The organism is Reyranella sp. GW821-FHT12G01 (assembly GCF_058806575.1).
This window is the reverse complement of the sequence record NZ_JBXAPV010000001.1, coordinates 2385783-2409436: the sequence shown is the minus strand read 5'-3', so window position 1 is coordinate 2409436 and position 23654 is coordinate 2385783. Positions and strand designations below refer to the sequence as shown.

Here is a 23654-nt window from a genome sequence, read left to right as displayed (position 1 = left end):
TACTGGGGAAAACATGGCCGGGAAAACATGAGTACCGACACGGATCTGGAGACGCGCCGGAAGCGTTTGCTCTACCGCAGCACCTATCGCGGCAACAAGGAGAACGACATCCTCCTTGGCCAGTTCGCGCGCGCCCATCTCGGAGAGTTCGGCGCCGCCGAGCTCGATCAGTACGAGCGCCTGCTCGCGGTCGGCGACAACGACATCTACGACTGGGTCTCGGGCAAGACGGAAGTCCCGGCCGACCAGGATTCATCGGTGGTGCGCAAGCTGCTGGCGTTTCGCGTGAGGTTCTAGGTGGCCCTGCCGCTCGTGAACTCCCTCGCAGCCATCGCGCGCAAGGCCGGCAGGTGGACGATCGCGGGCCTGCCCGAGGGCGCCGATGCGATGATCCTCTCCGAGCTGGCGCGGGCGACCGGCGGCGCGGACATTCTGCATGTGGCGCGCGACGGGCAGCGGCTGGAGCGCCTGCAGGATGGCTTGCGCTTCTTCAGTCCGGATCGCGAGGTGCTGGTCTTCCCGGCCTGGGACTGCCTGCCCTACGACCGGCTATCGCCTCATCCCGACATCGTGGCCGAGCGGCTGGAGACGCTGAGCCGGCTCGCCGCGCCCAAAGCGCCAGGATCGCCGGCCCGCATCATCCTGGCCTCGGTCGGCGCGGCGCTGCAGCGCGTGCCGCCCCGGAGTCTCTACGCCGAGGCGGCGACCATCCTGCGCAAGGGCCAGACGGTCGACGTGGCCTGGCTCACGAAGTTCCTGTCCGAGAACGGCTACGGTCGCGCCGAGACGGTCATGGAGCCGGGCGAGTTCGCCGTGCGCGGTGGCCTGTTCGATCTCTTTCCGCCGGGCACGACCGAACCGCTGCGCCTCGACCTGTTCGGCGACACGCTGGAGGCCATCCGTTCCTTCGATCCGATGAGCCAGCGCTCGACCGGCAATCGCGACGAGGTCGTGCTGCTGCCGGTCAGCGAAGTGCTGCTGACGCCCGAGAGCATCGAGCGCTTCCGGACCGGCTATCGTGACCTGTTCGGCAATGTCTCGGGCGAAGACCTGCTCTACGAATCGGTGTCGGCCGGCCAGCGCCATGTCGGCGTCGAACACTGGCTGCCGCTGTTCCACGACCATATGGAGACGCTGCTCGACTATTGCCCCGGCGCGCTGGTGACGTCGGACCACGAGGCGGCCGAGGCCTTTGCGGCGCGCTACGAGCTGATCACCGATTACTACGACGCGCGTCAGAAGACCGGCGCCAAGGGCGGCATGACCGGCGGCGCCGACTACAAACCCGTCCCGCCGGAACGACTCTATCTGAAGCCGTCGCAATGGGATGCGTTGTTGGACGGCCGCACCGTTGCGCAGTTCATGACCTTCGATGCCGCGCCGGGTGCGGTGAACACGATCGAGCTCGGCGGCCGCCGCCACGAGGGTTTTGCCCAGGCGCGCACGGCGCAGGGCGTGAACCTGTTCGACCGCGTGGCCGAGCATGTGAAGGCGGCCAACGCCGCCGGTCGTCGCGTGGTGATCGCGGGCTACACCGACGGCTCGACCACACGCTTACAACATCTCCTGCAGGAGCATGGCGCGACGACGCCGGTGCTCGCCACCGACTACGCGATGGTGCAGGCAATGCCGGCCGGCGTGCTGGCGATCGCGATCTGGCCGCTGGAGCACGGCTTCGTGCTCGACGGGCTGGAAGTGATCGGCGAGGAGGACATTTTAGGCGACCGCCTGTCGCGCCCCGCCAAGAAGCGTCGCCCGTCGGAGCGTTTCATCGCCGAGGCTTCGGCGCTCAGCGACGGCGATCTGGTCGTGCATCGCGAGCATGGCGTCGGCCGCTACGAAGGCCTGGTCACGCTGGAAATCCAGAATGCACGCCATGACTGCCTGCGGCTGACCTACGAAGGCGGCGACAAGCTCTTCCTGCCGGTCGAGAACATCGACGTGCTGAGCCGCTACGGCGCCGGAGAAGAGGGCGCCGTCCTCGATCGCCTGGGCGGCGTCGCCTGGCAATCGCGCAAGGCGAAGCTGAAGCAGCGCATCGCCGACATGGCCGACCGGCTGATCCAGATCGCGGCCGAGCGCGCGATCCGGCGTGGCGAGACGCTGAGCCCGCCCGAGGGCCTCTACGACGAATTCTGCGCGCGCTTCCCCTATGCCGAGACCGAGGACCAGCTCCAGGCGATCTCCGACGTGGTCGACGACCTGTCGTCGGGCAAGCCGATGGACCGGCTGATCTGTGGCGACGTCGGCTTCGGCAAGACCGAGGTGGCGCTCCGTGCGGCCTTCGTGGCGGCGATGTCGGGCAAGCAGGTGGCGGTGATCGGTCCCACGACCCTGCTGGCACGCCAGCATCATCGCACCTTCGTCGAGCGCTTCCAGGGCATGCCGCTCAACATCGGCCGCCTGTCGCGCCTTGTGCCGCCCAAGGAGGCCAAGGCCACCAAGGAAGGGGTGAAGGACGGCACGGTCAATATCGTGTGTGGCACGCATGCGCTGCTGTCCAAGAGCATCGAGTTCAAGGATCTCGGCCTGCTGATCGTAGACGAGGAGCAGCATTTCGGCGTCAGCCACAAGGAGCGTCTGAAGGAGCTGCGTTCCGACGTCCATGTGCTGACGCTCACCGCGACACCGATCCCGCGCACGCTCCAGCTTGCCCTGACCGGTGTGCGCGACATGAGCCTGATCGCCACGCCGCCGGTCGATCGCCTGGCCGTGCGCACCTTCATCACGCCGTTCGACGGCGTCACCATCCGCGAGGCGTTGCTGCGCGAGCAGTTCCGTGGTGGCCAGACCTTCTATGTCTGCCCGCGCATCGAGGACCTGGCGGAGGTGGCGGCCGAGATTCGCGAGCTGGTGCCGGAGATGCGTCTCGGCATGGCGCACGGGCGCATGCCGCCGACCGCCATCGAGAACACCATGCAGGATTTCGTCGAGGGCAAGTTCGACGTCCTGCTCTCGACCAACATCGTGGAAAGCGGCCTCGATATCCGCAACGCCAACACGATGATCATCCATCGCGCCGACATGTTCGGCCTGGCCCAGCTCTACCAGCTGCGCGGCCGGGTCGGTCGTGGCAAGACGCGCGCCTACGCCTATCTGACCGTTCCGCCGGGCAAGGCGCTGAACGAATCGGCGGCCAAGCGGCTCGAAGTGATGCAGACGCTCGACACGCTGGGTGCGGGCTTCCAGCTCGCCAGCCACGACCTCGACATCCGCGGCGCCGGCAACCTTTTAGGCGACGAGCAGTCGGGCCATATTCGCGAGGTCGGTATCGAACTCTACCAGCAACTCCTTGAAGAGGCCGTCGCGGCTGCGCGCGGGCGCTCGCAGGAGGCGGAGAAGTCGGAATGGTCGCCGCAGATCAACCTCGGCATCCCGGTTCTGATTCCCGAGGAATACGTGTCCGATCTTTCGGTGCGTATGGGCCTCTATCGGCGGCTGGGCAGCCTGACCAACCAGGCGGAGATCGATTCCTTCGCCGCCGAGCTGGTCGACCGGTTCGGCCGCATGCCGGTGGAGGCGGAGTTCCTGCTGAACACGGTGGCGCTGAAGCTTCTGTGCCGCGCCGCGCAGGTCGAGAAGATCGATGCGGGCGAGAAGGCCGTCGTCTTCACTTTCCACGACAACAAGTTTGCACGGCCCGACCGGCTGATCGGCTGGATCCAGAAGAACGCGCCGCTGGTGAAGGTCAGGCCCGACCAGCGCGTGATCGTGCAGCGGGTCTGGAAGGACGAGCGCCAGCGGCTTTCCGGCGTGACGTCGATCGTTTCTTCTTTGGCGAAGCTCGCCGCTTAGGCGCTTTCTTCGGCCGGGGCTTCGGCTTCATCAAGGTCTTCGCCGCACGACGGGCGCAGCGCAGCAGCCAGTCGCTGAGCCGCGTGTCGCCCGAGGCGCGGGCGAGAGTGACGGCGCCCACTGCGAGGATCGCCGTGGCAGTCGCGTCGGCATCCAGTGTCCGCTTCTTCCCGCGCGCCAGCTCGGCAATGACGCCATGGAGCACGTTGGCATAGGCCAGCCGAGCCGACAGCGGCGATCTCGCCACGTCGCCCACGAGGGAGGCGAGGGCGCAGCCCTGGGCGGTGGCGGCAAGCCCCTCCCGGTCCAGATAAGCACCCAGCACGGCATCCACCTTTTCGGCCGCGCGGAGCTTCGGGAGCAGTCCGTGTCCCATGCGCACGATCTCGGCGAACAGGTCGTCCTTCGAGGTGAAATGCGCATAGAACGCGCCGCGCGTCAGGCCGGCCGCCAACATGATGTCGTCGATGTTCGTCCCGGCATGGCCGCGCAACCGGAACAGCCGCGCGGCATGCTCGACGATCTCGGCCCGGATGGCGGCCTTTCGGGTGGCGCTGATGGGCATGATATGTCGACTATCATATCATAGGTTAATCAACATATCATCGTCGAAGCGCGCCACGCGCACCTTGTCATCCCGAGCGTAACGAGGGACCTTTGCGGGCAGCCTAAGGGTCCCTCGCTACGCTCGGGATGACAAAAGAGACTGTAGCGGGTGGCTCGTGTCAGGCCGTCGACTGCGCCGCGCTGGTGGCGGCGTCGCGTTCGGCGAGGTTGAAGACCTCGACGAAGGCGGGTGGGGGCTGGGCGCCGGAGACGGCGTATTTGCGGTTCACGATGAAGCAGGGGACGCCGTTGATGCCGAGGCGGCGGGCATAGACGTCGGACGCGACGACCTCCTGGCGGCCTTCGTCGCCCGAGAGATAATGGCGGGCCAGGTCCTCACCGATGCCGGCGCGGACGGCGACTTCGATCAGCGTGTCGAGATCGCCGATGTCGAGGCCTTCCTCGAAATAGGCCTTGAACAGCTCGGCCACGACCTCGTCCTGCAGCTCGCTCTTGGCGCTCCAGTGCACGAGACGGTGCGACAGCACGGTGTTGGGCGTGCGCTTGATGCGCGAGAACTGGAACTCGATGCCGGCCTCGCGGCCGCTCTCGGCGATCGCCTGGTAAATCTGGCGCGGCCGGTCGCCGCCGCCGAACTTAGCGCGGACATAGTCGTCGCGCGTCATGCCCTCGGCCGGCATGTCGGGATTGAGCTGGAAGGGACGCCAGGCGACCGCGACGTCGGTGCGGCCGCTCTGCTGCAGCGCGCGTTCGAAGCGGCGTTTGCCGATGTAGCACCAGGGGCAGATCGTATCGGAGACGATGTCGACGTAGATCATGGGCGAAGCTTATGCCTTTCCCGCCAGTGCAGGAAGAGGCCCGCCATGGCCGCCACGCAGAGCGCCCCCGAGGTCAGCCAGGCTGCACTCGGCCAGCCGCCGGCCGCCACCAGGGCGCCGGTGATCGGCGGCCCCAAAAGTCCGCCGATGTTTGAGCCTTGCATGAGCAGCCCCGTCGAGGCACCGGCCAATTCCCTTCGCGGGGCGTGATTGGGGATAGCCGTGAACAGTGCGCCCGGCACGACTCCGATCACCGCGGAGTAGACGCCGGCCAGAACCAGCCGCGCGAGATCGGGCACGCCGCTCACGAAAATGCCAGCGGCGCACAGGCTCATCGACAGGCAGGCACCGACGATCACCGTGACCCGCTGCACGCGACGATGCAGCAGCCAGCCTGCACCGAGATTGCCGGTCACGTTCAGCATGGCGACCACGGCGGTGACGATGGCGGCGGTCGAGGTCGAATAGCCCAGCCGCTCGATCAGGAGCGTCGGCAGGAAGCCGATGATGGCGAACCAGCAGCAGGCATAGGCGCCGAAGCAGAGGCCGATGGCGAGTGGTCCGCCGCTGGTCCCGACCTCCTTCATTTCCGACAGGACCGAACGTTGCGGGACCGGCAGCGGATCGAGCTCGCGTCGCGGCACGGCCCGCAACAGCAGAGCAACGGCCATCAGAGCGGCAGCGGCGGCGGCAACCAGCCAGACAGCGCGCCACGAGGTGGCGGGCAGCACGATGGCCGCGATCACCATCATCGTGCCTGACCCGGCCGGCATATAAGTGCTCCAGATCGCCATGGCGAGGCGCTGGTCGGCAGGCTGCGTCAGGCGCAGCAGCATGGTCGGCACCGCCACGACAACGGTGATGAAGCCCAGCCCCTCGAAGATGCGGCCGATTAGCAGCGTTTCAACGTTGGGCGCGAAAGCACCAGCGAAGCTCGCACCGGCGGCCAACAGCGTGCCGAAGATCGCCAGCCTGCGGTGGCCCACGCGATCCGCCGTCAGGGCGATCGCCATGCCGCCCAGCGCCGTCATCAGGTTGATGACCGACAGCAGCCAGCCTGCCTGTTCCAGCGTCGCGCCAAGACTTTCGCGGATCGACGGCAGGGCGGGCGGCGCTTTGCCGACCTGGAAGGCCGCGACCATGCCGGACGCCACCAGCAGGGCGGCCAGCGGCCACGGCGTGCGCGCTGGCGTCAGTACTGCACCCGCGAGGTGATGGCGCCGTCGACCACCATGTTGATGCCGGTGATGAACGAGGCGGGCTCACCGGTAAGGAATACCACGGCGCTGGCCACTTCCTGCGGCGTGCCCATGCGACCCATCGGATTGCGCGCCATCGAGCGCTTGTAGCGCTCGGTGCCGGCGTCGCGCTGGCGACCCCAGGTGTTGCCATCCTCGAGGATCGTGCCGGGCGAGACCATGTTGGCGCGCACGCCCTTGGGCGCGAGTTCGATCGCCATCGACTTGATCATGGGTACGAGCGCCGCCTTCACCGAGCGGTAGGGCTGCGTCGGACCTGCGACCTCGACCAGCGAGGTCGTACCGATGATGGTGAGCGTCGCTCCCTTGCCGCGGGCTTCGAGGTGCGGCCGCACGGCCAGCACCGCGTTCACCGTGGCGACCAGGTCGATCTCGATCGCCTTGCGCCAGCCTTCCTGCGTGTTGTCGGTGCCGAGGGCGCTGACATTGGCGACGAAATGGTCGATGCCGCCGTCGGCCGCGAACCCGTCGATCCAGGCCTTGAGTGCATTGTTGTCGGTAACGTCGAGCGCAGTGCCGCTGACGCGACCCTGCTTGGAGCTCCAGTCCGCCTCGCGCTCCTTAACCAGAGCCGCATCGCGGGCGCAGAAGCCCACGACGGCGCCCTCGGCCAGGAATGTATCGACGATGGCGCGGCCGATGCTCTTGGTGCCGCCGGTCACCATCACGCGCTTGCCTTTGAGACCGAGGTCCATGTTTCCTCCAAACGGGTCGCTCGCCTATAAGGCCGGCATGAAACAGTGGAGCGTCCGGCATGTCCAAGCGATTCGACCTTAGCGGCAAGGTGGCCCTGGTGACCGGCGCCTCGTCGGGCCTCGGCGTGCACTTCGCGCGGACGCTGGCCGAAGCGGGCGCCTCGATCGCCATCGCGGCGCGGCGCGCTGACCGGCTCGCCTCTCTACAGGCGGAACTGGAGAAGGGCGGCGCCAAGGCGGTCGCCGTTGATCTCGACGTACAGTCGGCAGAATCGATCGCAGCGGCCTTCGACAAGGTCGAGGCGACGCTGGGTCCGGTCGACGTTCTCGTGAACAATGCCGGCATCTCGATCGTGAAGCCTGCGCTCGACATGCCGGAAGCGGACTGGGACTCGGTGGTCGACACCAATCTGCGTGGCGCCTGGCTGATGACGCAGACCGCGGGCAAGCGCTGGGTCACGTCGAAGCGGCCGGGCTCGATCGTCAACATCGCTTCGATCCTGGGCCTGCGTACCATCGGCCAGGTCGCGCCGTACAACGCTTCTAAGGCCGGCCTGATCCATCTCACCCGCGCGCTCGCCATGGAGTGGGCGCGCTACCAGATCCGGGTCAATGCGATTTGCCCCGGCTACATCGAGACCGAGATGAACGGCGACTTCTGGAAGACGCCCGGCGGTCAACGCCTGATCGACCGCATCCCGCAGCGCCGCATCGGTCAGCCCGAACACCTCGACGGCGCGCTGCTGCTGCTCGCGTCCGAGGCGGGTGCGTTCATGACTGGCAGCGTGATCACCGTCGACGGCGGTCACACGGTGAGTTCGCTCTAGCTCACCACCCGTTGATGCGGTCGTAGACGTCTACGACCGACTTGCCGCCGTCGAGGTCGCTGTCGACGACGTAATAGCGATCGTAGGCGGCCGCGGTGATGCAGGCGTGGTTGGGCAGGATGCGGACGCGCGCACCCACGGGCAGGTTGCCGTACGGCAGCGGATCATCGGCGGCGACGAAGCCGTGCTCCTGCGAGCATTCGATCACGGCCATGCCGGCGGCCGGCGGATTGGCGATGGTGCCGTAGCCGACCTTGGGCTGGAACTCCTGGGCGCTGATGTCCTTGGAGAGAGCCAGCGCACCGGCATCGACCAGCATCTGGTTGCGGTGCGGATAGTGGCCGATTACCGAGGCCAGCACCGAGAGCGCGATGTCTCCCGCGCCGCACGCGCCGATGTATTCCTGGTCGAGGTCGTTGAAGACATAGACGCCCGGCCGCATCTCGGTGATGCCGGTGAAGTCGCGCGAATGCATCGCCGTCGGCGTCGAGCCGCCGGACACGATGGGGCAGGGAATGCCGGCGGCGCGAAGCTTCTCGGCCGCGGTCACGATGGCGAGGCGCTCCTGCTCGGCGACACCCGCGATCCCGTCGGGAGTGCTCTGGTGATAGGAATGGCCGGCATGGGTCATGACGCCGGCGAGATCGACGCCCGGCGCCTCGTGCAGGACGCGGGCGATGTCCAGAAGACCGGGCAGGGCTGGATAGGGAAGACCGGCGCGACCACCGCCGCTGTCGATCTCGATGAATACCGAGAAGGTGTCGCCATCCTTGGCCGCGGCGGCGATAGCCTTGGCGACGATTAGGTTGTCGGTGACGACCCGCAGGTTCACACCGCGTCGCCGCAGCTCGGTCACCGCGCCCAACTTGGACGGGATCACCCCGACGCCATAGAGGATGTCCTTGAAGCCGCCATCGGCGAAGTAGCGTGCCTCCGCGAGCGTCGAGACGGTGATGCGCCCGTCATGGCCCTCGACGGCCATGCGGCCGATCTCGACCGACTTGGCGGTCTTGAGGTGCGGGCGAAGCATGACACCTGCGTTACGCAGGCGTTCGCTCATGCGCTTGAGGTTGCGGCGCAGGATCGCCCGGTCGAGAATGAGGGCGGGAGTCGGCAGGTCGTCGATTGTCTGTGTGGCCATGGTGACGATTCTAGCATGCCGATCGAAAACGAGCGCAAGTTTGTCCTGAACGAACAGGCCACGGGGCTGGAAGCCGAGCTTGGCGCCAGGCCGGGCGTCGCGCGCCACCTGTTGCGGCAGGCCTATCTCGATGCGCCGGGCCTGCGCATCCGCTCGCTCGAGGGCGACGGCAAGATCGACCATGTCTTCACCTACAAGCGAACCATCGAGGGGCAGGTCGTCGAGATCGAGACCGACCTCAGCGCCGTCGACTTCGCAAGGCTGTGGACCCAGCGCAAGGAGACGCTGGTGAAGGTCCGCTACTCGTGGACCGAGGGCCGCTATCACTGGGACGTGGATTTCTTCAAACGCGACGACGGTTCGACGTATTTCGCGATGGCCGAGGTCGAGATGCCGGAGACAGAGACCGACCCGCCGCCGCTGCCGGATTTCCTGGGCCGGTACCTGCTGGCGGCCGCACCTGCCTTCGACCAGCGCTTCACCTCCAAGCGTATCGCCGATCAGGTCCACGCCACGAGCCTGCTGGCCGACATCAGGGCAAAGGGCGGGATCGTCTAAAGGGGCGGTTTCACCGCAATTAACTCGTGAAGTTCCGGATACGGGGGCAGTTTGCAGTGCCCTCGCGCATTTCACCCCGGGACGCCCGACGTGTTTGCTTCAGTACTTCGATGGTTCGCCGGCACGGTGGCGGTACTGCTGGCCGTCACGGCTGCTTATCTCTGCTTCTGGCCTGTACCTGCCGAGCCTGTGTCGTGGGTGGCGCCGACGCCGCCTGGTTTCACCGGACCATTTGCCGTCAACACGCGCCTGGCGAACCTGCGCCCGATCGCCATCGGCACGGAGATCGGCCCCGAACACATCGCGATCGGGCCGGACGGCAAGCTTTATGCCGCAATGGAGAACGGCGACATCCTGCGTATGGAGCTCGACGGGGCGAAGCATGGGGTCTTCGTCAACACCGGCGGGCGGGTCCTCGGGTTCGATTTCGACGCCAGCGGGCGGACGATCGCGGCCGATCCGATGCGCGGATTGCTCGCCATCGCCACCGATGGGCGGGTAACCCTGCTGATCGATCGCGTGAGTGAAGGCGATCCGGTCCGCTATGCCAACTCGATCGTCGTGGCGCCGGACGGCACGGTCTACTTCACCGATGCGTCGGCGCGCTTTGCGCCGGTGGCATGGGGCGGCACCTATCCCGCCAGCGTACTCGACATCATGGAGCAGTCCAGCACCGGTCGCGTGCTGGCCTACGATCCTGCAACGAAGACCACGCGAATCGTGGCGCACGGCTTTTCCTTCGCCAACGGGATCGCCCTTTCGTCGGATGGCAAGACGCTGTTCGTGACGGAGACAGGCCGCTACCGGATCTGGAAAGTCGATGGCGGCGCACGCAATCTCGATATTCGCAGCGGCTCGCCGCAGGCCAGCGTGCTGATCGACAATCTGCCGGGCTATCCCGACAACCTGATGCGAGGCCGCGACGGACGTATCTGGGTCGGGCTGTTCAGGCCGCGCAATCCAGCCGCGGACGGGCTCTCCGATAAGCCGTTCGTGCGCAAGATCCTGCTGCGGCTGCCACGTTTCCTGCTGCCGCTGGGCAAGCCCTACGGCCACGTCTTCGCCTTCGACGAGACCGGCAAGGTCGTCGAGGACCTGCAGGATCCCAGTGGCGCCTATCCCGAGACGACCGGCGCGACCGAGACGGCGGATCGCCTCTACATCCATAGCCTGCACGCGCACGCGATCGGATGGCTGCCGCGATGAAGCGCTGGCTGAGCGCGGCGATGATGCTGTCGGCCTGCGCTGCGCCGGCCATGGCGGACGACGCGGCTCTGGAGGAAATCTACGTCCTGCGCAGTATCCGCGAACACCAGTCTTCGCTGGCCGGTTCGTGCGGTTCGTCGACGACAGGTTTCGAACCCTATCCGACCGACGCGGAGCGTCATTTCTCGTTCTGGAGCGTCAGCTCGCAGGCCGCGTCCGGCAAAGTTGTGGATGCCCAAAGCGAAAAGGTCGCCGAGCTACGGGGGTGTTTCGGTCCGACCAGCGACCGGGCGCGGCAGAATTTCTATGCGGAGGTGCGGCTGGGATCGGTTTCCTTCCGCGGCGTCGGCGAATGCCAGGCGCTGATGATCGACTTCCCCGAGCCCGGCCTCTTTCCCGTCCGCTGCCAGCTCGTGCTGAGCGGCCTGCCGGCACCTTATGTCGGTGGACTGCTGACGACCAACACGATGACGTCGCGCGCGGCCTTCGGCGGAGCCACCGATCCGGCCGGCTACACCCAGGCGTCGATCGCGACGATCCGATTGTGGAAGGCGAGGCCGCGATAGGCCGGGACTGCAAACAACAACCAAAACGAAGAGGCAATCATGAGCAATCAGGACAGGGACGAAACCGGCCTCCCGCGGCGGGATGTTCTCGTGGCGACCGGAGCGGCGATGATCGGCGGCCTGGTGGCTTCGGCCGCCGCCACGCCGGCTTTGGCACAGGGCAGCGTCAACAGCGCGCCGCTGGGCGCGCGGCTGCGCGGCGTGCAGCATTTTGGGCTGACGGTGCAGAACATGGACCGTGCCTACGAGTTCTATACCGAGGTGCTGGGCGGCACCGAGGTGATGCGCGACGGCGACTTCCAGGGCGAGCGCATCCACAACACCTTGCTGACGGACCAGGAGATTGAAGCGCGCGAACGCCGGGTCAATCCGCGCTCGATGGGCGTGCCGGACCTCAAGGGCGGGGCGCAGCGCCTCGACGTGCGCTTCATCCAGTTCGACAATGTCGTGATCGAGCTTCTGCAATACCGCGACGCCGGGCAGGCAGCCAATGCCGGCTCCTTCGCCGAGCCGCTCGACCATATGAGCCCGGCCTTTCCGCGCATGATGCACATCTGCTTCCATATCCGCGACGACGTGGACTTCAACAAGTTCATCGCCGATCTCGAGGCGGAATCGGCGCGGCGGGGCATGCCCCAGGTCCGCGCCAACCGCGTGGTCACGGTCACGACCGAGAAAGAGCGGCTGGCGACGCCGATCGACGCCAACAGCAACGGCATCACCGAGGGCAAATCGAACGGCTGGCGGCTGATCTACTGCAAGGGCTGCGAGGGGGAGCAGCTCGAGTTCGTACAGGCGCTCGGCCCGGTGAAGCAGGTCTTCGACGGCGCGCGCGAGGCCAGGGCCAAGCTGGTCGCCAGCCGATGAGCCGGCGGCGGATCAGCCCCTGGGCGGCCTGATCCGCGGCAGCGTGACCAGCGGCCACGGGTCGGGGAACTGGCCGACGGGGCAGTCGATCAGGAGCGGCGCACCCTTGGCGATGCCACGCGAGATCGCCGTGCCCAGCTCCTCGGGCGAGCTGACCCTCACGGCATCGATGCCGAAGCTGTCGGCCATCTTCACGAAGTCGGGGTTGCGCAGCTCGGTGGCGATGGTGCGGTTGTTGAACGACTGCTGCTGGATGCGGCGCACGTTGCCGAAGGCGCCGTCGCTGAACACGACCGCCACGACGCCGATCCCGTGCTGGGCCGCCGTCGCCATCTCCATGGCGGTGAACATGAAGCCGCCGTCGCCGCTGATCGACACGACGGCCGTGTCGGGTTTGGCGATCTTGGCGCCGAGCGAGGTGGCGTAGCCCCAGCCGAGCGTGCCCTGGTAGCCGGGCGACAGGAAGGTGCGCGGCTTGTAGGTCGGGTAGGCGAAGCGGGCGGCGTAGCCCATCTGCGTCAGCTCATCGACCAGGATGCCGTCGTCGGGCAATGCCTTGCGGATCGCCTCGAGGTAGGCGATTTGCGGCGCCAGGGTCTCATGGATCTTCTTGTTGGCCGCGGCCTTGATCCCGGCGACATGGTCGGCGCGGCCGTTGCGCTTCGTGTTGTGGCCGGCCAGGCGATCGGCCAGCACCTTGAGGGTCGCAGTCGCATCGCCCACGATGCCGATCTCGGGCTTGCGCTGGCGATCGAGTTCCTCGCTGTCGGCATCGATGCGGATGATCTTGAGCGTATCGTCGATGCCCCAGTTCTGCTGCTGCGGCTGCAGGCGCGTGCCGACCGCGAGCACGACATCGGCCTCGCCCCAGAACTGGTAACCGGCCGGCGCCGTGATCGAGAGACGATGCCGCCCGTCGATCACGCCCTGGCCCATGCGGCCGGTCATCACCGGCGCGTCGAGCATCTCGGCGATGCGCTGGACGTATTCACCCGCACCCTGGGCGCCGCCGCCCACGACGATCATCGGACGCTGGGCGCTGCCCAGCAGCTTCGCGGCGCGCTCGACGGCCTCCTCGTCGACCGGGCAGGGATCAGCGATCGCCGCCGTGGCGATCAACTCGACCGGCGAGCGACGCGCCCAGGTATCCATCGCGCATTCGAGCGCCACGGGACGCTGGCGCCCCGACAGCAGCCGACGGAAGGCTTCGTTCACCAGGCCGGGCGCGGCGGCGGGAGAGGGGATGCGGTCGGCCCATTTGGTGAGGCCGCGCATAATCGCGAGCTGGTCGGGCAATTCATGCAGGAGGCCGACATTGCGGCCGATCATCGACTGCTGAATCTGGCCCGTGAGCGCCAGCACCGGCGCGTTGACGGCATAGGCGGTCGAAAGCGCGGCCGTCGTGTTGAGGAAGCCGGGACCGGGCACGACCACATAGGCCGAGGGTTTGCCGGCAGCCATCGCATAGCCCAGCGCCATGTAGGCGCAGGCCTGCTCGTGACGCGCATGGATCGGCCGAATGGCGTTGGTGCGGTCGTAGAGGGCATCGAAGAACGGATCGTTCTGGACGCCGGGCAGGCAGAAGAGGGTGTCGATGCCGTTCACTTCCAGCATCGACACGACGGTTTGGGCAGTCGAGAGCGTTTTCATGCCCTCCAGTCTACACGTCTTTAGTCGACGCGCGCGCCCGACGCCTTGATGATCGGCGCGAGGCGGGCTTCCTCGGCATCGCGGAAGGCCAGGGTATCGGCTGGCGTGCGCCAGATCGCGACCGAGGCATGCTCGAGGAACTTGGCCTTGAGATCGTCGCTCTCGAGCGCCTTCTTCGACAGTTCCGACAGCCGCGCGATGATGTCGGGCGGGAGCTTCGCCGGGCCGGTAAGGGTGGTCCAGGAGGTGATGTCGAAGCCCGGCAGCGTCTCCGCGATGGTCGGGATATCCGGCAGGACGGGCGAGCGCTTCGCGGACGTTACCGCGAGGGCGCGCACCTTGCCGGACTTCGCCTGGCCGAGCGCACTGGGAATGTTGTCGAACATCATGTTGATCTGCCCGGCCAGCAGGTCCTGCATCGCGGGTGCACCGCCACGATAAGGGACGTGCACCATGTCGACCTTGGCCATGATCTTGAACAGCTCACCGGAGAGGTGAAGCGTCGTGCCCGAACCGGCCGAGCCGTAAGAATACTTACCGGGATTCTTGCGCAGCAGCTCGATCAGTTCCGGCACCGACTTCGCCGGCAGGTCGAGGTTGACCACCAGCAGGTTGGGAAGCTCCCAGATCGTGGAGACGAAGGTGAAGTCGGTCCTCGCGTTGAACGGCAGCTTGGCATAAAGCGTCGGCGAGATGGCGTGGCTGGCGATGCCGCCGAGGCCCAGCGTGTAGCCGTCGGGAGCCGACTGCGCGAGCGTGTCCATGCCGACATTGCCGCCCGAGCCGCCCTTGTTCTCGACGATCCATTGCTGGCCGGTGATCTCGGCCATCTTGGCGCAGAAGATGCGGGAGAGCGTGTCGGTGCCGCCGCCTGCCGGGAACGGGTTGATGTAGCGGATGGACTTGTTCGGGTAGGTCCCCTGGGCGGAGACGATCGCCGGAGCGGCGAGGGTGGCCGCGGCGATTCCGCCCATGAGGGTACGGCGCCCGATGGGGCGCATAGCATGTGTCATTTTATATTTTGGTCCCATTATTAGCGCAGGGAGGGTGCCAAAAAGGCGACCTGCCGTCGATGGCCGTCGGTGGCGGTGCCCCTGAAAGTCCCGGAATTGTGTCCGGTTTTAGGCACAGGCGGCCTTGCCACTGCCTTCCAAATATCTGAAAAGGCGCGGTATTGGGTACTTTCGCCTATCGGGTGCGAATGGCTTTGGGGGCCGTCCGCAACTGGCAAGAGGATTGGGATATGTGGGGTTTTGAGCGTTGGGCCGCAGTGCGCCTTGCCGCGCGTGGCGCTTCCGTGGGCGCCGCCCTGGGCGCGCTATGTTCGGTTGCCGTGACACCGGTCTCGGCACAGCAGAGGCCTGCAACACAGGGACCGTCCCAGGCGGCGCCCGCCGCGCCGGCCCAAACCGCTCCCGCTCAGCCCGCGCCTGCCAATTCGACCGCCGCGAAGCCACCGGCCCAGAGCCAGCCGGCATCGCAGGGCCAGCAGCAGGCGGCCGCCGCGAAGAAGAAGCCGGGCGAGCCCTCGGAACTCGACATTTGCTACGGCATGACCGGCGCCGACGCCGCCGGCAAGATCGAGGCCTGCACCGAGGTCATCGACAAGAGCCTGGCCTCGGGCGGCGCGCTGGCGCTGGCCTACCTCCATCGCGGCATGTCGTGGAGCGGCCCGGAGAGCGACAAGCGCTCCAAGTCCGATTTCCGGACGGCGGTGCGCATGTACAACGACGCCATCATGGCGCAGCCGCTGAACCCGCATCTCTATATCCAGCGTGGCGTCGTGCATCAGACGATCGGCGAGGCCGACCGCGCGATCATCGACTACAGCGATGCGATCCGCCTGGCTCCGCGCGATACGCTGCCGCTGATCAACCGTGGCGTCGTGCTCTACACGCGCAAGGACAACAACGAGGGCGCGATCGCCGACTTCAACGCGGCACTCAAGATCAACAACAAGGAAATCAGCGCCTGGACCAACCGCGGCATCGTCTATCGCAAGAAGGGCGACGTTAACCAGGCGATCGCCGACTTCACCACGGCCATCAAGATCCTGCCGGAGAAGATCGAGCCGGTGTCGCTCAAGATCGTGCCCGATTCGATCACCAGCCAGCTCGCCAAGTCACCGCAGCAGGAAGCCAACCGCATCGCGCTGCAGGCCGCCTTCGTGCACTTCCAGCGCGGCCTCGCCTGGTACGACAAGAACGACTACGACAAGGCGATCGCCGACTTCTCGGAATCGATCCGCCTCAACCCGCGCGACGGCTCGCCCTGGGTCGGTCGCGGCGCGTCGTACATGTACAAGAACGACCTGAAGCAGGCGATCGCCGACTTCACGGAGAGCATCAAGCTGGCGCCGGGCCAGGCTTTCGCCCACATGCAGCGCGGCATCGCCTATCACCGCATCGGCGATTCCGAGCATGCGCTCGAGGACTATACGATCGCCCATGAGCTGACGCCGAAGGACCCGGGCCCGCTCGTCAACCGTGGCATCGTCTACTACACGAAGAAGGGCAAGTTCGACGAAGCCGTTGCCGACTTCGACCTGGCGCTGAAGCTCAATCCGAAGGAAGTGAACGCCCTCATCAACCGCGGCGTGACCTGGCGCCAGCGCAACGATCCCGACCGCGCCATCACCGACTTCACCGAGGCCGTCCGCCTCGGCTTGCAGACCTCCGACATCCTGAAGCTGACGCAGAAGGACAAGGACGGGAAGAAGGACCCGGCTGCGGCGCAGACCGCCGACCAGGTGGCCAATGCCTACTACCAGCGCGGCATGGCGATGATCGACAAGCAGGAATACGAGGCCGCCGTTAAGGACTTCGAGGCCGCGCTCGAGATCAACGAGAAGGAACCGCGCGCCTATCTCGGCCGCGGCGCCGCCTACCTCAAGATGGACAAGACGAAGGAGGCTGTCGCCGATCTCGATCTTGCCATCAAGCTCGCACCGGGTATGGCTTTCGCCTATTTCGAGCGCGGCGCCGCCTATCACCGTATCGACAACTACGACAACGCCATCGCCGACTATACCTCGTCGATCGAGATCGATCCGAAGGAGCCGCTGGCCTACATCAACCGTGGCATGGCGCAGATCTTCAAGGACAAGGTCGACGAGGCGATCGTCGATTTCGATGCCGCGCTCCAGATCAGCCCGGACGACATCAATGCCTTGATCCAGCGTGGCTTCGCCTACGGCCTGAAGAAGGACTTCGCGCGGGCGCTGACCGACATCGACGACGCGCTGCGCCTGTCGCCGGGCAATCCGACGGCGCTGTACTATCGCGCCCAGGTCATGGCCTTCCGCGGCGACGCCGTTCGCGCGGTCGAGGATTACACGCAGGCGCTGAAGACCGACCAGAAGAACCCGCGCATCTATGCCAGCCGCGCCAATCTCTACAGCAACCTCGGCGAATACGAGAACGCGATCGAGGACCTCAACCAGTCGATCCGCCTGCGTCCGCGCGACCCGAACCTGTTCCTCAACCGCGGCATCGCCTACTTCAACAGGGCCGAATACGCCAAGGCGGTCTCGGACTACGACGAGACACTGAAGCTCGATCCGAAGATGGCGCCGGCGCTGAACAACCGTTGCCTGACGCGGGCCGTGATGGGCTCCAGCCTCGAGGCGGCGCTGGCCGACTGCAACGAGGTGCTGAAGCTCGTGCCGGACGATCCGTACGCGCACGACAATATCGGGCTGATCTATCTGAAGCAGAAGCAGTTCGACAAGGCGATCGCCCAGTACAATATGTCGCTCAAGGTCGATCCCGACCGCGCCCGCGCCCTCTACGGCCGCGGCCTTGCGCGCTCGCGCAATGGCCAGGGCCCGGCCGGCATCTCCGACATGTCGACTGCCAGCGGAATCCAGCCGAACATCGCCGAAGAGTTCAAACGCTACGGCGTGAACTGAGCCTCGGGCGGGTCGCGAGCCTCAGATCCCGCCGCCCGATAGATTGAACCCGGACTTCATTCGGCCCTATGAAGGGAGCCGGAGCGGCGTGCCGTCGCGCGTCCTCCCAACCCAACCGGGGGAAACGAATGTTCTTCAACGGATACATCGCCTCTACCGACCTCATCGCCATCGCGCTCGTGGTGATCTTCGGCCTGCTCGGGCTGGTGCGGCGCCAGCGCCTGTGGCTGGCCGCGGCGACGATCGTGCTGGTGATCTGGGCGGTGGTCCGCTTCATCCGCCCGTTCTGAGGCGTCAGTTGCCGGGCTTCGTGCCCGTCGCCTTCACGACATCCGCCCAGGTCGCCATGTCCCTGGCGATGAACTCGACGAACTCGGCGGGCGTCGCCGGTGTGGGGACGCTGGCGCGTTCCTCGAACTGGCGCGCGATGGCGGGGTCGCGCAGCAGGCTATTCACATCGGCGTTCACCCTGATGACGATCTCGTCCGGCACTTTGGCGGGCGCGGCGAGGCCGACCCAGCCCGCCGAATCGTAGCCCGGCACGGTCTCGGCAATGCTCGGAATGAAACCGAGCGGCGCCGGCGCGCGCCGTGCCGTGGTGACCGCCAGCGGCTTGATGCGCGCATCCTTGATCGCGGTGAGCGAGGAGGCGGTGCTGTCCATCATCAGCTTCACGTGGCCCCCCAGAAGATCGGCCATGGCGGGTCCGCTACCCTTGTAGGGAATATGCTCGATGTCGACGCCGGCCTTCAGCTTGAACAGCTCCATGCTGAGATGCTGGGCCGTGCCGGGACCGGCCGAAGCATAGGAGAGCTTGCCGGGTTCCTTCTTCGCGAGCGCGATCAGCTCGGCGAGCGTGTTCGCGGGGAAGGAGGGATGGGCCACGATCACCAGCGGCCCCGCGATGAACTTGGCGATCGGCTTGAAGTCGACCAGCGGCTTGTAGGGCAGGTCGAGGTAGAGGCCGGGATTGACGCCGAAGGTACCGCTGGTCGCGACCAGCAGCGTGTAGCCGTCGGGCGCGGCCGCCTTCCCGGTTTCGGTGCCGGGAATGCCGCCACCGCCGCCCTTATTGTCGACGATCACCTGTTGCTTCCACATCTCGGTCAGGCGTTCGGCGAGGATACGCATGAAGATGTCGGCGGCCTGGCCCGGCGGGAACGGCACGATGATGCGCACCGGCCTGGACGGCCACGCGGTCTGGGCACGGACGGCGCCCGAGGCGAGCAGCGGTGTTGCGAGGCCAAGCGCCAGCGCGCGGCGGCGCGTCGTTGCGGTCATCGTTCGTCTCCTCCGGTTTTCCTTGGAAGGAAGACTAGTCGGCGACGGCGCCGGAGTCCTTCACGGCCTTGCCCCATTTCGGCACGTCGCGCTGCAGAACCTCGGTGAGGCCGGCTGGCGAGGAGGCCACCACTTCGAGGCCGATCTTGGCCAGGCGCTCGCGCGTGTCGGGCTCGCGCAAGGTGGCGGCGATCTCCTGGTTGAGCTTGGCCACGATGTCGGCCGGAATCCCCGGCGGGCCCATGATCGCGAGCCAGCTGTCGCCTTCGAAGGGAATGCCGCTCTCGGTGAAGGTCGGTACGTTGGGCATCGCCGGCGAGCGCTTCGAGGAAGCGACGCCCAGCGCGCGCACCTTGCCCGACTGGATGTGCGGCAGCGATGTGTTGACGCTGACCGCCGTCATCTGCACTTCGCCCGCCAGCAGCGCCTGCACGGCCGGCGCGCCGCCCTTGTAGGGGACATGCACCATGTCGAGCCCGCCGGCCGCGGTCCGGAACAGTTCGATGGTGAGATGCGAGCCGTTGCCGGTGCCCGCCGACGAATAGGTGAGCTTGCCCGGCTGGCTCTTCACCAGCGCCACGAACTCCTTAGGTGTCTGCGCCGCCACCGAGGGGTGGATCATGATCACTGTCGGGAAGGTCGCCGCCAGCATGATCGGCGTGAAGTCCTTGAAGACGTCGTAAGAGAGTTTGCTGCCGTACAGAGTCGGCGCGATGGCGTGCGTGCCGTTGTCGGCCACCATCAAGGTATAGCCATCGGGTGCGGCCTTGGAGACCAGGGCGCTGCCCACCGTGCCGCCAGCGCCGGTGCGGTTCTCGACCACGACCTGCTGGCCGATCCGCTCGCCGAGCTTCTGCGCGAGGATGCGGGCGAAGGTGTCGGAGTTGCCGCCCGGCGCATGCGGCGCGATCAACCGGATCGTGCGGGACGGAAAGGGCGCCGTCTGGGCGTTGGCCGACCAGGCGCCGGCAGCGGCGAATGCACCGATCGCTCCGAGCGCCCCGCGGCGGGTCGTTTTGGTCATTTCGTTTCCTTCCCGACTTTGCTTTTGCCGTCAGGCTAGCACGATGCCAATCCTGAATCCCTCGCGGCAGCAGACCGGCTAAGTCTTGAAGAAGCAAAATCCATGGTCGGCGATATCGGCTTCGATGAGTTCTTCATCGAACGGGTAGGCGCCTGACAGGGGCGGCAGCAAGCGCCAGTCGTTTGGACCAATTGGGCTGGACGGCAGCCCGGCGCCGGGCTCGGTTGCAAGGTAGGTGTTTCGGTCTTCATCGCTGCGATAGAGGTCGAACTGCATTGCCACGCTCCTACATCGCCTGGCTCGCAGGCGAATATCGCCAGACGGCAAAAACCAATTGAAACAATGTGTCGCTGGCGGAGGGGGTGGGATTCGAACCCACGGTGGGCGTGAACCCACGCCGGTTTTCAAGACCGGTGCCTTAAACCGCTCGGCCACCCATCCATATGCAGCATCTGCGCCATCACGCGCAGGCGGCCCTTATAGCATCGCCCGACGCGCCGTCGAGACGGGGCGGGGGCAGGACTTCCCACACCGTCGCGTGCAGGTCCCTGTTGCCACGCAATCGTGCGTGACAATAGATTTACGCATGTATCGCGTAGCATGGTTCCGTCGCGTGTGAAGTCAATGAGTAAGCATGCCGTCTAGAGACAACAGCGATCTGATCGATGGCCTCTACGATGCGGCGGTCGGGCATCGTTCATGGGAGACGGTCACCGCCGACCTGATGAACCACATGGAGGGCTCGACGCTTTTGTTGTCGGTGCTCCATACGCGGTCGCCCTCGGTCGACGTCGTTGCGACGCAGGGGATGAGCCAGGTCCATCTCCAGGAATACGCACACTTCGCTCCGCACGATCTCTGGGTGTCGGGCTTCATGGAGAAGCGCCTGTTCGGCAGGGCGCTGGCGGGGTCGCAGTTCGTCGACGAGCGCACGCTGGAGAACAGCTACATCTACAACGAATATCTGCGCCCCAAGATGAACCTTCACTACATCGCCGGATCGGTCCTCCAGCTCGACGAGGGACATATCGGCGTGGTGGGCATCCATCGTCCGCGCGACGCGCAGGATTTCTCATCCGACGAAGCTCGGCGCCTGGAACTGCTCCTGCCTCATCTGCGACGCTCCCTGGAGATAAGGCGCAAGCTCGATCTCGCCGAGCAGATGAACCGGTCGCTCCATTCCATCCTCGATCGGTTGAGTCTCGGCGTCATCATCCTCAGCGCCAAGGGACAACTCCTGCATGCCAACGTGGCGGCGGAGGCGATCTTGCACGAAGGCGACGGCCTCGTGAGAACGCCGGGCGGACTGCGGGCCGCCCAGAAAGACGACGATCGGCGCCTGCAGAACGTGATCGGCAGGCTTGGCCAGGCCTCGCCGGAAGTCCGCTCGGCCGGCGGTCATGTCCGCATCCGGCGGCCCTCCGGCCTGCCCGCTTATGCCGTGATGCTGGCGCCCGCGGCGCCTGGTCTGGGCATGAGCGGGCTGGCGTCTCCGGCCATCCTGATCTTTGTCGCCAATCCGGGTGCGAAGATTACCTCCGACCGGGGCATCCTCACGGACCTGTTCGGTTTTCCGCCGGCGGAAGGGCGACTGGTCCTCGCTTTGCTGTCCGGCGTCTCCGTGCCCAATTTCGCGCGACAGGTCGGCGTGACGCACAACACCGTACGGACGCTTCTAGCGCGGGCAATGGCGCGGGCGGAGTGCCGCACGCAGCTCGAGTTGGTGCTGCGCGTCGCGGGGGCGATCGGCGGGATCAGGTAGCGCCGTTCACGGTCTCAGTTTCGGCAGGCCGGCGAGCAGGGCGGCAATCTCCGACTGGCAACTGGTGCCGGTCTTCGACATGACCGACTTCACTTGCGAGCGAACGGTTTCGACGCTCGTTCCTGACGCCGCGGCAATGTCCTTCAGTCTCTGGCCACGGGTGAGGGCGCCTGCCACTCGGGCTTCGTTGGGTGACAGGTCGAACAGGCCACGCACGAGCGCAAGGTCCGGTGCTTCGGGGGCACTCACCGGCGTCAACACGAGAACCGCGAGACCGCCGCCGAAAAGATCGCGTGCCTGTCCCGTCGTCGGCACGACGTGGGCGACGACGGCGGGGCCGGCCTTGGCGCGCGCGGCAAACGAATAGGCGTGCCGGTCGTGCGGTGCCGGCAGGTCCTTGATGGCCTGGATGAGAAGGGCGTGCGCCTGGGCATCGATCAGCCTGATCCGGTCGCGCGCCCGCCACTGCACGTGGCCCGTCATCGCCTCGATCAGGGTGTTTGCCGCGAGTGCCCGACAATCCTGGTCGAGGATCGTGGCCGGCAAGCCGACCATGGCGAGGGCTTCCGTGGCGGCGCGCAGCTGCTGCAGGCGCCAGCGCGCAGCGAGCAATCCGGAGCGGGCCAGATGCGGCCGGTAGGAATCGAGCGCAGCGATGTCGCGCGCCGAGAAGCTCGGCTCGTTCTCACGGCGCTGGGCGTGGAAGACGAGGAAGTCACCGGAGGGAACGTGAACGGCACTGGCAGCGGCGTGATTCCAGCCCCATTTGCGGCCCCATTCGTTGCGAAAGGGCTCCCGCTCCCACTCGGCCGGCGAGAAGAGATCGTCATCGGAGAGGAAGCCGGCATGATCCTTGGCGAGAAGGCGGGACGTGGTCGCCGAGCGGCCGACGATGTCGGTCGCCAGATACTGCAGGAAGTCCTGCTCCATCGGTTTTGAAACGGAGAAGCCCGTCCAGGCATCGCTGCGGCGCGTGAGCAGGACGAGGCCGGGTGTTCCCACGGTCCTTCCCAATTCCTCCAGTACGTTTGGCCAGATTTGCGGCGTAACCGCTGCTTCGTAGATGCGCTGAATGAGAAGGTCACGATCCGTCACGGCCAATCCCGATTTTCGAAAAGGCAAAGCATACGCACGCAACAGCGCGGCCGTTGTAACAGAACGACGCGCACGAGATGAACGAACGAGATCGTGTTTGGTGGCGCAGTTTGCCGGCATGTTTGGTTGCGAACCAAAAGACGACAGTCAGTGTGTAGCGAAGTGTCACCCAATTGGGTGACAGAGACTCTGCGAGAGTCGCGCATGGTGCATCCGGGTTGGAGCGCCGTTCTTGGGGAACAGAGTCCGCTCGTTGGAATCCTGGAGAAGCCAATGCGCCGTGAACGGCGTGTCGGGACGATCGGGTTTGCCAGCGGATTCCCGAATCGGGAGCTCTTGGATGTGTAGTGAGCATTGTTTTCAGTGAGGAACTATGACGACGTCAGTTCTTGACACGCTTTATGGCGACGACAGCGACAACCACCTCACTGGTTCCACCAGCTATGATGGAGATCACGACGTTCTCCATATCTACGTCGCGCTCATGGGCCTGGGTGGCGACGACGTGCTCATCGGCTTTGCGAACGACTATTCGAACTTTCTCTACGGCGGCCACGGAAACGACAGCCTGCAAGGCGGCGTGCTGGCCGACCAGCTTTATGGCGAGGGCGGTGACGACACGCTGACCGGCGG

At 66.1% G+C, this 23654-nt stretch carries 21 protein-coding genes, 1 tRNA gene and 1 pseudogene; 11 read left to right on the top strand and 12 right to left on the bottom strand.

The window, feature by feature from the left end; genetic code table 11:
- Nucleotides 1–27: 27 nt before the first annotated feature.
- Together AC1RP5_RS11495 and mfd are read left to right on the top strand one after the other, a co-directional pair.
- Nucleotides 28–297, top strand: coding sequence for an FAD assembly factor SdhE (locus AC1RP5_RS11495; RefSeq protein ID WP_493110773.1), 270 nt, complete (start codon nt 28–30; stop codon nt 295–297).
- Complete coding sequence (gene mfd / locus AC1RP5_RS11490; RefSeq protein WP_493110772.1) at nt 298–3795, top strand: transcription-repair coupling factor; 3498 nt, start codon at nt 298–300, stop codon at nt 3793–3795.
- Here mfd and AC1RP5_RS11485 read toward each other — a convergent pair.
- The 4 genes from AC1RP5_RS11485 to AC1RP5_RS11470 all read right to left on the bottom strand — a co-directional run bounded on the left by AC1RP5_RS11485 (nt 3689) and on the right by AC1RP5_RS11470 (nt 7134).
- Nucleotides 3689–4360 (bottom strand): TetR/AcrR family transcriptional regulator, encoded by a 672-nt coding sequence (locus AC1RP5_RS11485; RefSeq protein ID WP_493110771.1) that lies wholly within the window; start codon nt 4358–4360, stop codon nt 3689–3691. The two genes, mfd and AC1RP5_RS11485, sit on opposite strands and share 107 nt — an antisense overlap.
- Nucleotides 4361–4520: 160 nt before the next feature.
- The gene (locus tag AC1RP5_RS11480) at nt 4521–5180 is read right to left on the bottom strand and encodes a DsbA family oxidoreductase (protein WP_493110770.1); all 660 of its coding nucleotides are present in this window, start codon (nt 5178–5180) and stop codon (nt 4521–4523) included.
- On the bottom strand, nt 5177–6322 hold the full coding sequence (locus AC1RP5_RS11475) for an MFS transporter (RefSeq protein ID WP_493110769.1): 1146 nt from the start codon (nt 6320–6322) through the stop codon (nt 5177–5179). Before AC1RP5_RS11475 ends, AC1RP5_RS11480 begins: the two co-directional genes overlap by 4 nt.
- 50 nt (nt 6323–6372) lie before the next feature.
- Nucleotides 6373–7134, bottom strand: a complete 762-nt coding sequence (locus tag AC1RP5_RS11470; RefSeq protein WP_493110768.1) for an SDR family NAD(P)-dependent oxidoreductase — start codon at nt 7132–7134, stop codon at nt 6373–6375.
- A 59-nt stretch (nt 7135–7193) separates the two neighbouring features.
- Here AC1RP5_RS11470 and AC1RP5_RS11465 point away from each other — a divergent pair, with 59 nt between their 5' ends.
- Nucleotides 7194–7961 carry an SDR family NAD(P)-dependent oxidoreductase gene (locus AC1RP5_RS11465; RefSeq protein ID WP_493110767.1) on the top strand — a complete coding sequence of 256 codons (768 nt, stop codon included), beginning with the start codon at nt 7194–7196 and terminating at the stop codon, nt 7959–7961.
- A 1-nt stretch (nt 7962) separates the two neighbouring features.
- Here the strand turns inward: AC1RP5_RS11465 and AC1RP5_RS11460 are convergent, their stop codons facing one another.
- Entirely contained in the window at nt 7963–9102 is a 1140-nt protein-coding gene (locus tag AC1RP5_RS11460; RefSeq protein ID WP_493110766.1) for an alanine racemase, read from the bottom strand.
- 15 nt (nt 9103–9117) lie between these two features.
- Between AC1RP5_RS11460 and AC1RP5_RS11455 the strand changes: the two genes are divergently transcribed.
- The 4 genes from AC1RP5_RS11455 (at nt 9118) to AC1RP5_RS11440 (ending at nt 12299) form a co-directional block, all read left to right on the top strand.
- Entirely contained in the window at nt 9118–9660 is a 543-nt protein-coding gene (locus AC1RP5_RS11455) for a CYTH domain-containing protein (protein ID WP_493110765.1), read from the top strand.
- 90 nt (nt 9661–9750) lie between these two features.
- On the top strand, nt 9751–10866 hold the full coding sequence (locus tag AC1RP5_RS11450; protein WP_493110764.1) for an SMP-30/gluconolactonase/LRE family protein: 1116 nt from the start codon (nt 9751–9753) through the stop codon (nt 10864–10866).
- 20 nt (nt 10867–10886) lie between these two features.
- Nucleotides 10887–11432, top strand: coding sequence for a hypothetical protein (locus AC1RP5_RS11445; protein ID WP_493110763.1), 546 nt, complete (start codon nt 10887–10889; stop codon nt 11430–11432).
- 39 nt (nt 11433–11471) lie between these two features.
- Nucleotides 11472–12299, top strand: coding sequence for a VOC family protein (locus AC1RP5_RS11440; protein WP_493110762.1), 828 nt, complete (start codon nt 11472–11474; stop codon nt 12297–12299).
- Between the two features lie 12 nt (nt 12300–12311).
- On the opposite strand, the gene AC1RP5_RS11435 is transcribed toward AC1RP5_RS11440, so the two are convergent.
- A complete protein-coding gene (locus tag AC1RP5_RS11435; protein ID WP_493110761.1) occupies nt 12312–13949 on the bottom strand; it encodes a thiamine pyrophosphate-dependent enzyme in 1638 nt (545 codons plus the stop codon).
- 20 nt (nt 13950–13969) lie between these two features.
- Nucleotides 13970–14923: a Bug family tripartite tricarboxylate transporter substrate binding protein gene (locus AC1RP5_RS11430; RefSeq protein ID WP_493110760.1), complete on the bottom strand. Its 954-nt coding sequence runs from the start codon at nt 14921–14923 to the stop codon at nt 13970–13972.
- 269 nt (nt 14924–15192) lie between these two features.
- On the opposite strand from AC1RP5_RS11430, the gene AC1RP5_RS11425 reads away from it, so the two are divergent.
- Together AC1RP5_RS11425 and AC1RP5_RS11420 are read left to right on the top strand one after the other, a co-directional pair.
- Nucleotides 15193–17859, top strand: a complete 2667-nt coding sequence (locus tag AC1RP5_RS11425) for a tetratricopeptide repeat protein (RefSeq protein ID WP_493110759.1) — start codon at nt 15193–15195, stop codon at nt 17857–17859.
- 128 nt (nt 17860–17987) lie between these two features.
- A complete protein-coding gene (locus tag AC1RP5_RS11420) occupies nt 17988–18149 on the top strand; it encodes a hypothetical protein (RefSeq protein WP_493110758.1) in 162 nt (53 codons plus the stop codon).
- Nucleotides 18150–18153: 4 nt separating this feature from the next.
- On the opposite strand, the gene AC1RP5_RS11415 is transcribed toward AC1RP5_RS11420, so the two are convergent.
- The 4 genes from AC1RP5_RS11415 to AC1RP5_RS11400 all read right to left on the bottom strand — a co-directional run bounded on the left by AC1RP5_RS11415 (nt 18154) and on the right by AC1RP5_RS11400 (nt 20605).
- Entirely contained in the window at nt 18154–19140 is a 987-nt protein-coding gene (locus AC1RP5_RS11415) for a Bug family tripartite tricarboxylate transporter substrate binding protein (protein WP_493110757.1), read from the bottom strand.
- A 34-nt stretch (nt 19141–19174) separates the two neighbouring features.
- Nucleotides 19175–20164 (bottom strand): Bug family tripartite tricarboxylate transporter substrate binding protein, encoded by a 990-nt coding sequence (locus tag AC1RP5_RS11410; protein ID WP_493110756.1) that lies wholly within the window; start codon nt 20162–20164, stop codon nt 19175–19177.
- Nucleotides 20165–20242: 78 nt separating this feature from the next.
- On the bottom strand, nt 20243–20440 hold the full coding sequence (locus AC1RP5_RS11405; protein ID WP_493110755.1) for a hypothetical protein: 198 nt from the start codon (nt 20438–20440) through the stop codon (nt 20243–20245).
- A 75-nt stretch (nt 20441–20515) separates the two neighbouring features.
- Nucleotides 20516–20605, bottom strand: a tRNA-Ser gene (locus AC1RP5_RS11400).
- A gap of 193 nt (nt 20606–20798) precedes the next feature.
- On the opposite strand from AC1RP5_RS11400, the gene AC1RP5_RS11395 reads away from it, so the two are divergent.
- A complete protein-coding gene (locus tag AC1RP5_RS11395; protein ID WP_493110754.1) occupies nt 20799–21926 on the top strand; it encodes a helix-turn-helix transcriptional regulator in 1128 nt (375 codons plus the stop codon).
- A 6-nt stretch (nt 21927–21932) separates the two neighbouring features.
- Here the strand turns inward: AC1RP5_RS11395 and AC1RP5_RS11390 are convergent, their stop codons facing one another.
- A complete protein-coding gene (locus tag AC1RP5_RS11390) occupies nt 21933–23141 on the bottom strand; it encodes a helix-turn-helix transcriptional regulator (RefSeq protein WP_493110753.1) in 1209 nt (402 codons plus the stop codon).
- 253 nt (nt 23142–23394) lie between these two features.
- Between AC1RP5_RS11390 and AC1RP5_RS11385 the strand changes: the two are divergent.
- Nucleotides 23395–23652, top strand: a pseudogene (locus tag AC1RP5_RS11385) (hypothetical protein); the annotation flags it as partial.
- Between the last annotated feature and the right edge of the window lie 2 nt (nt 23653–23654).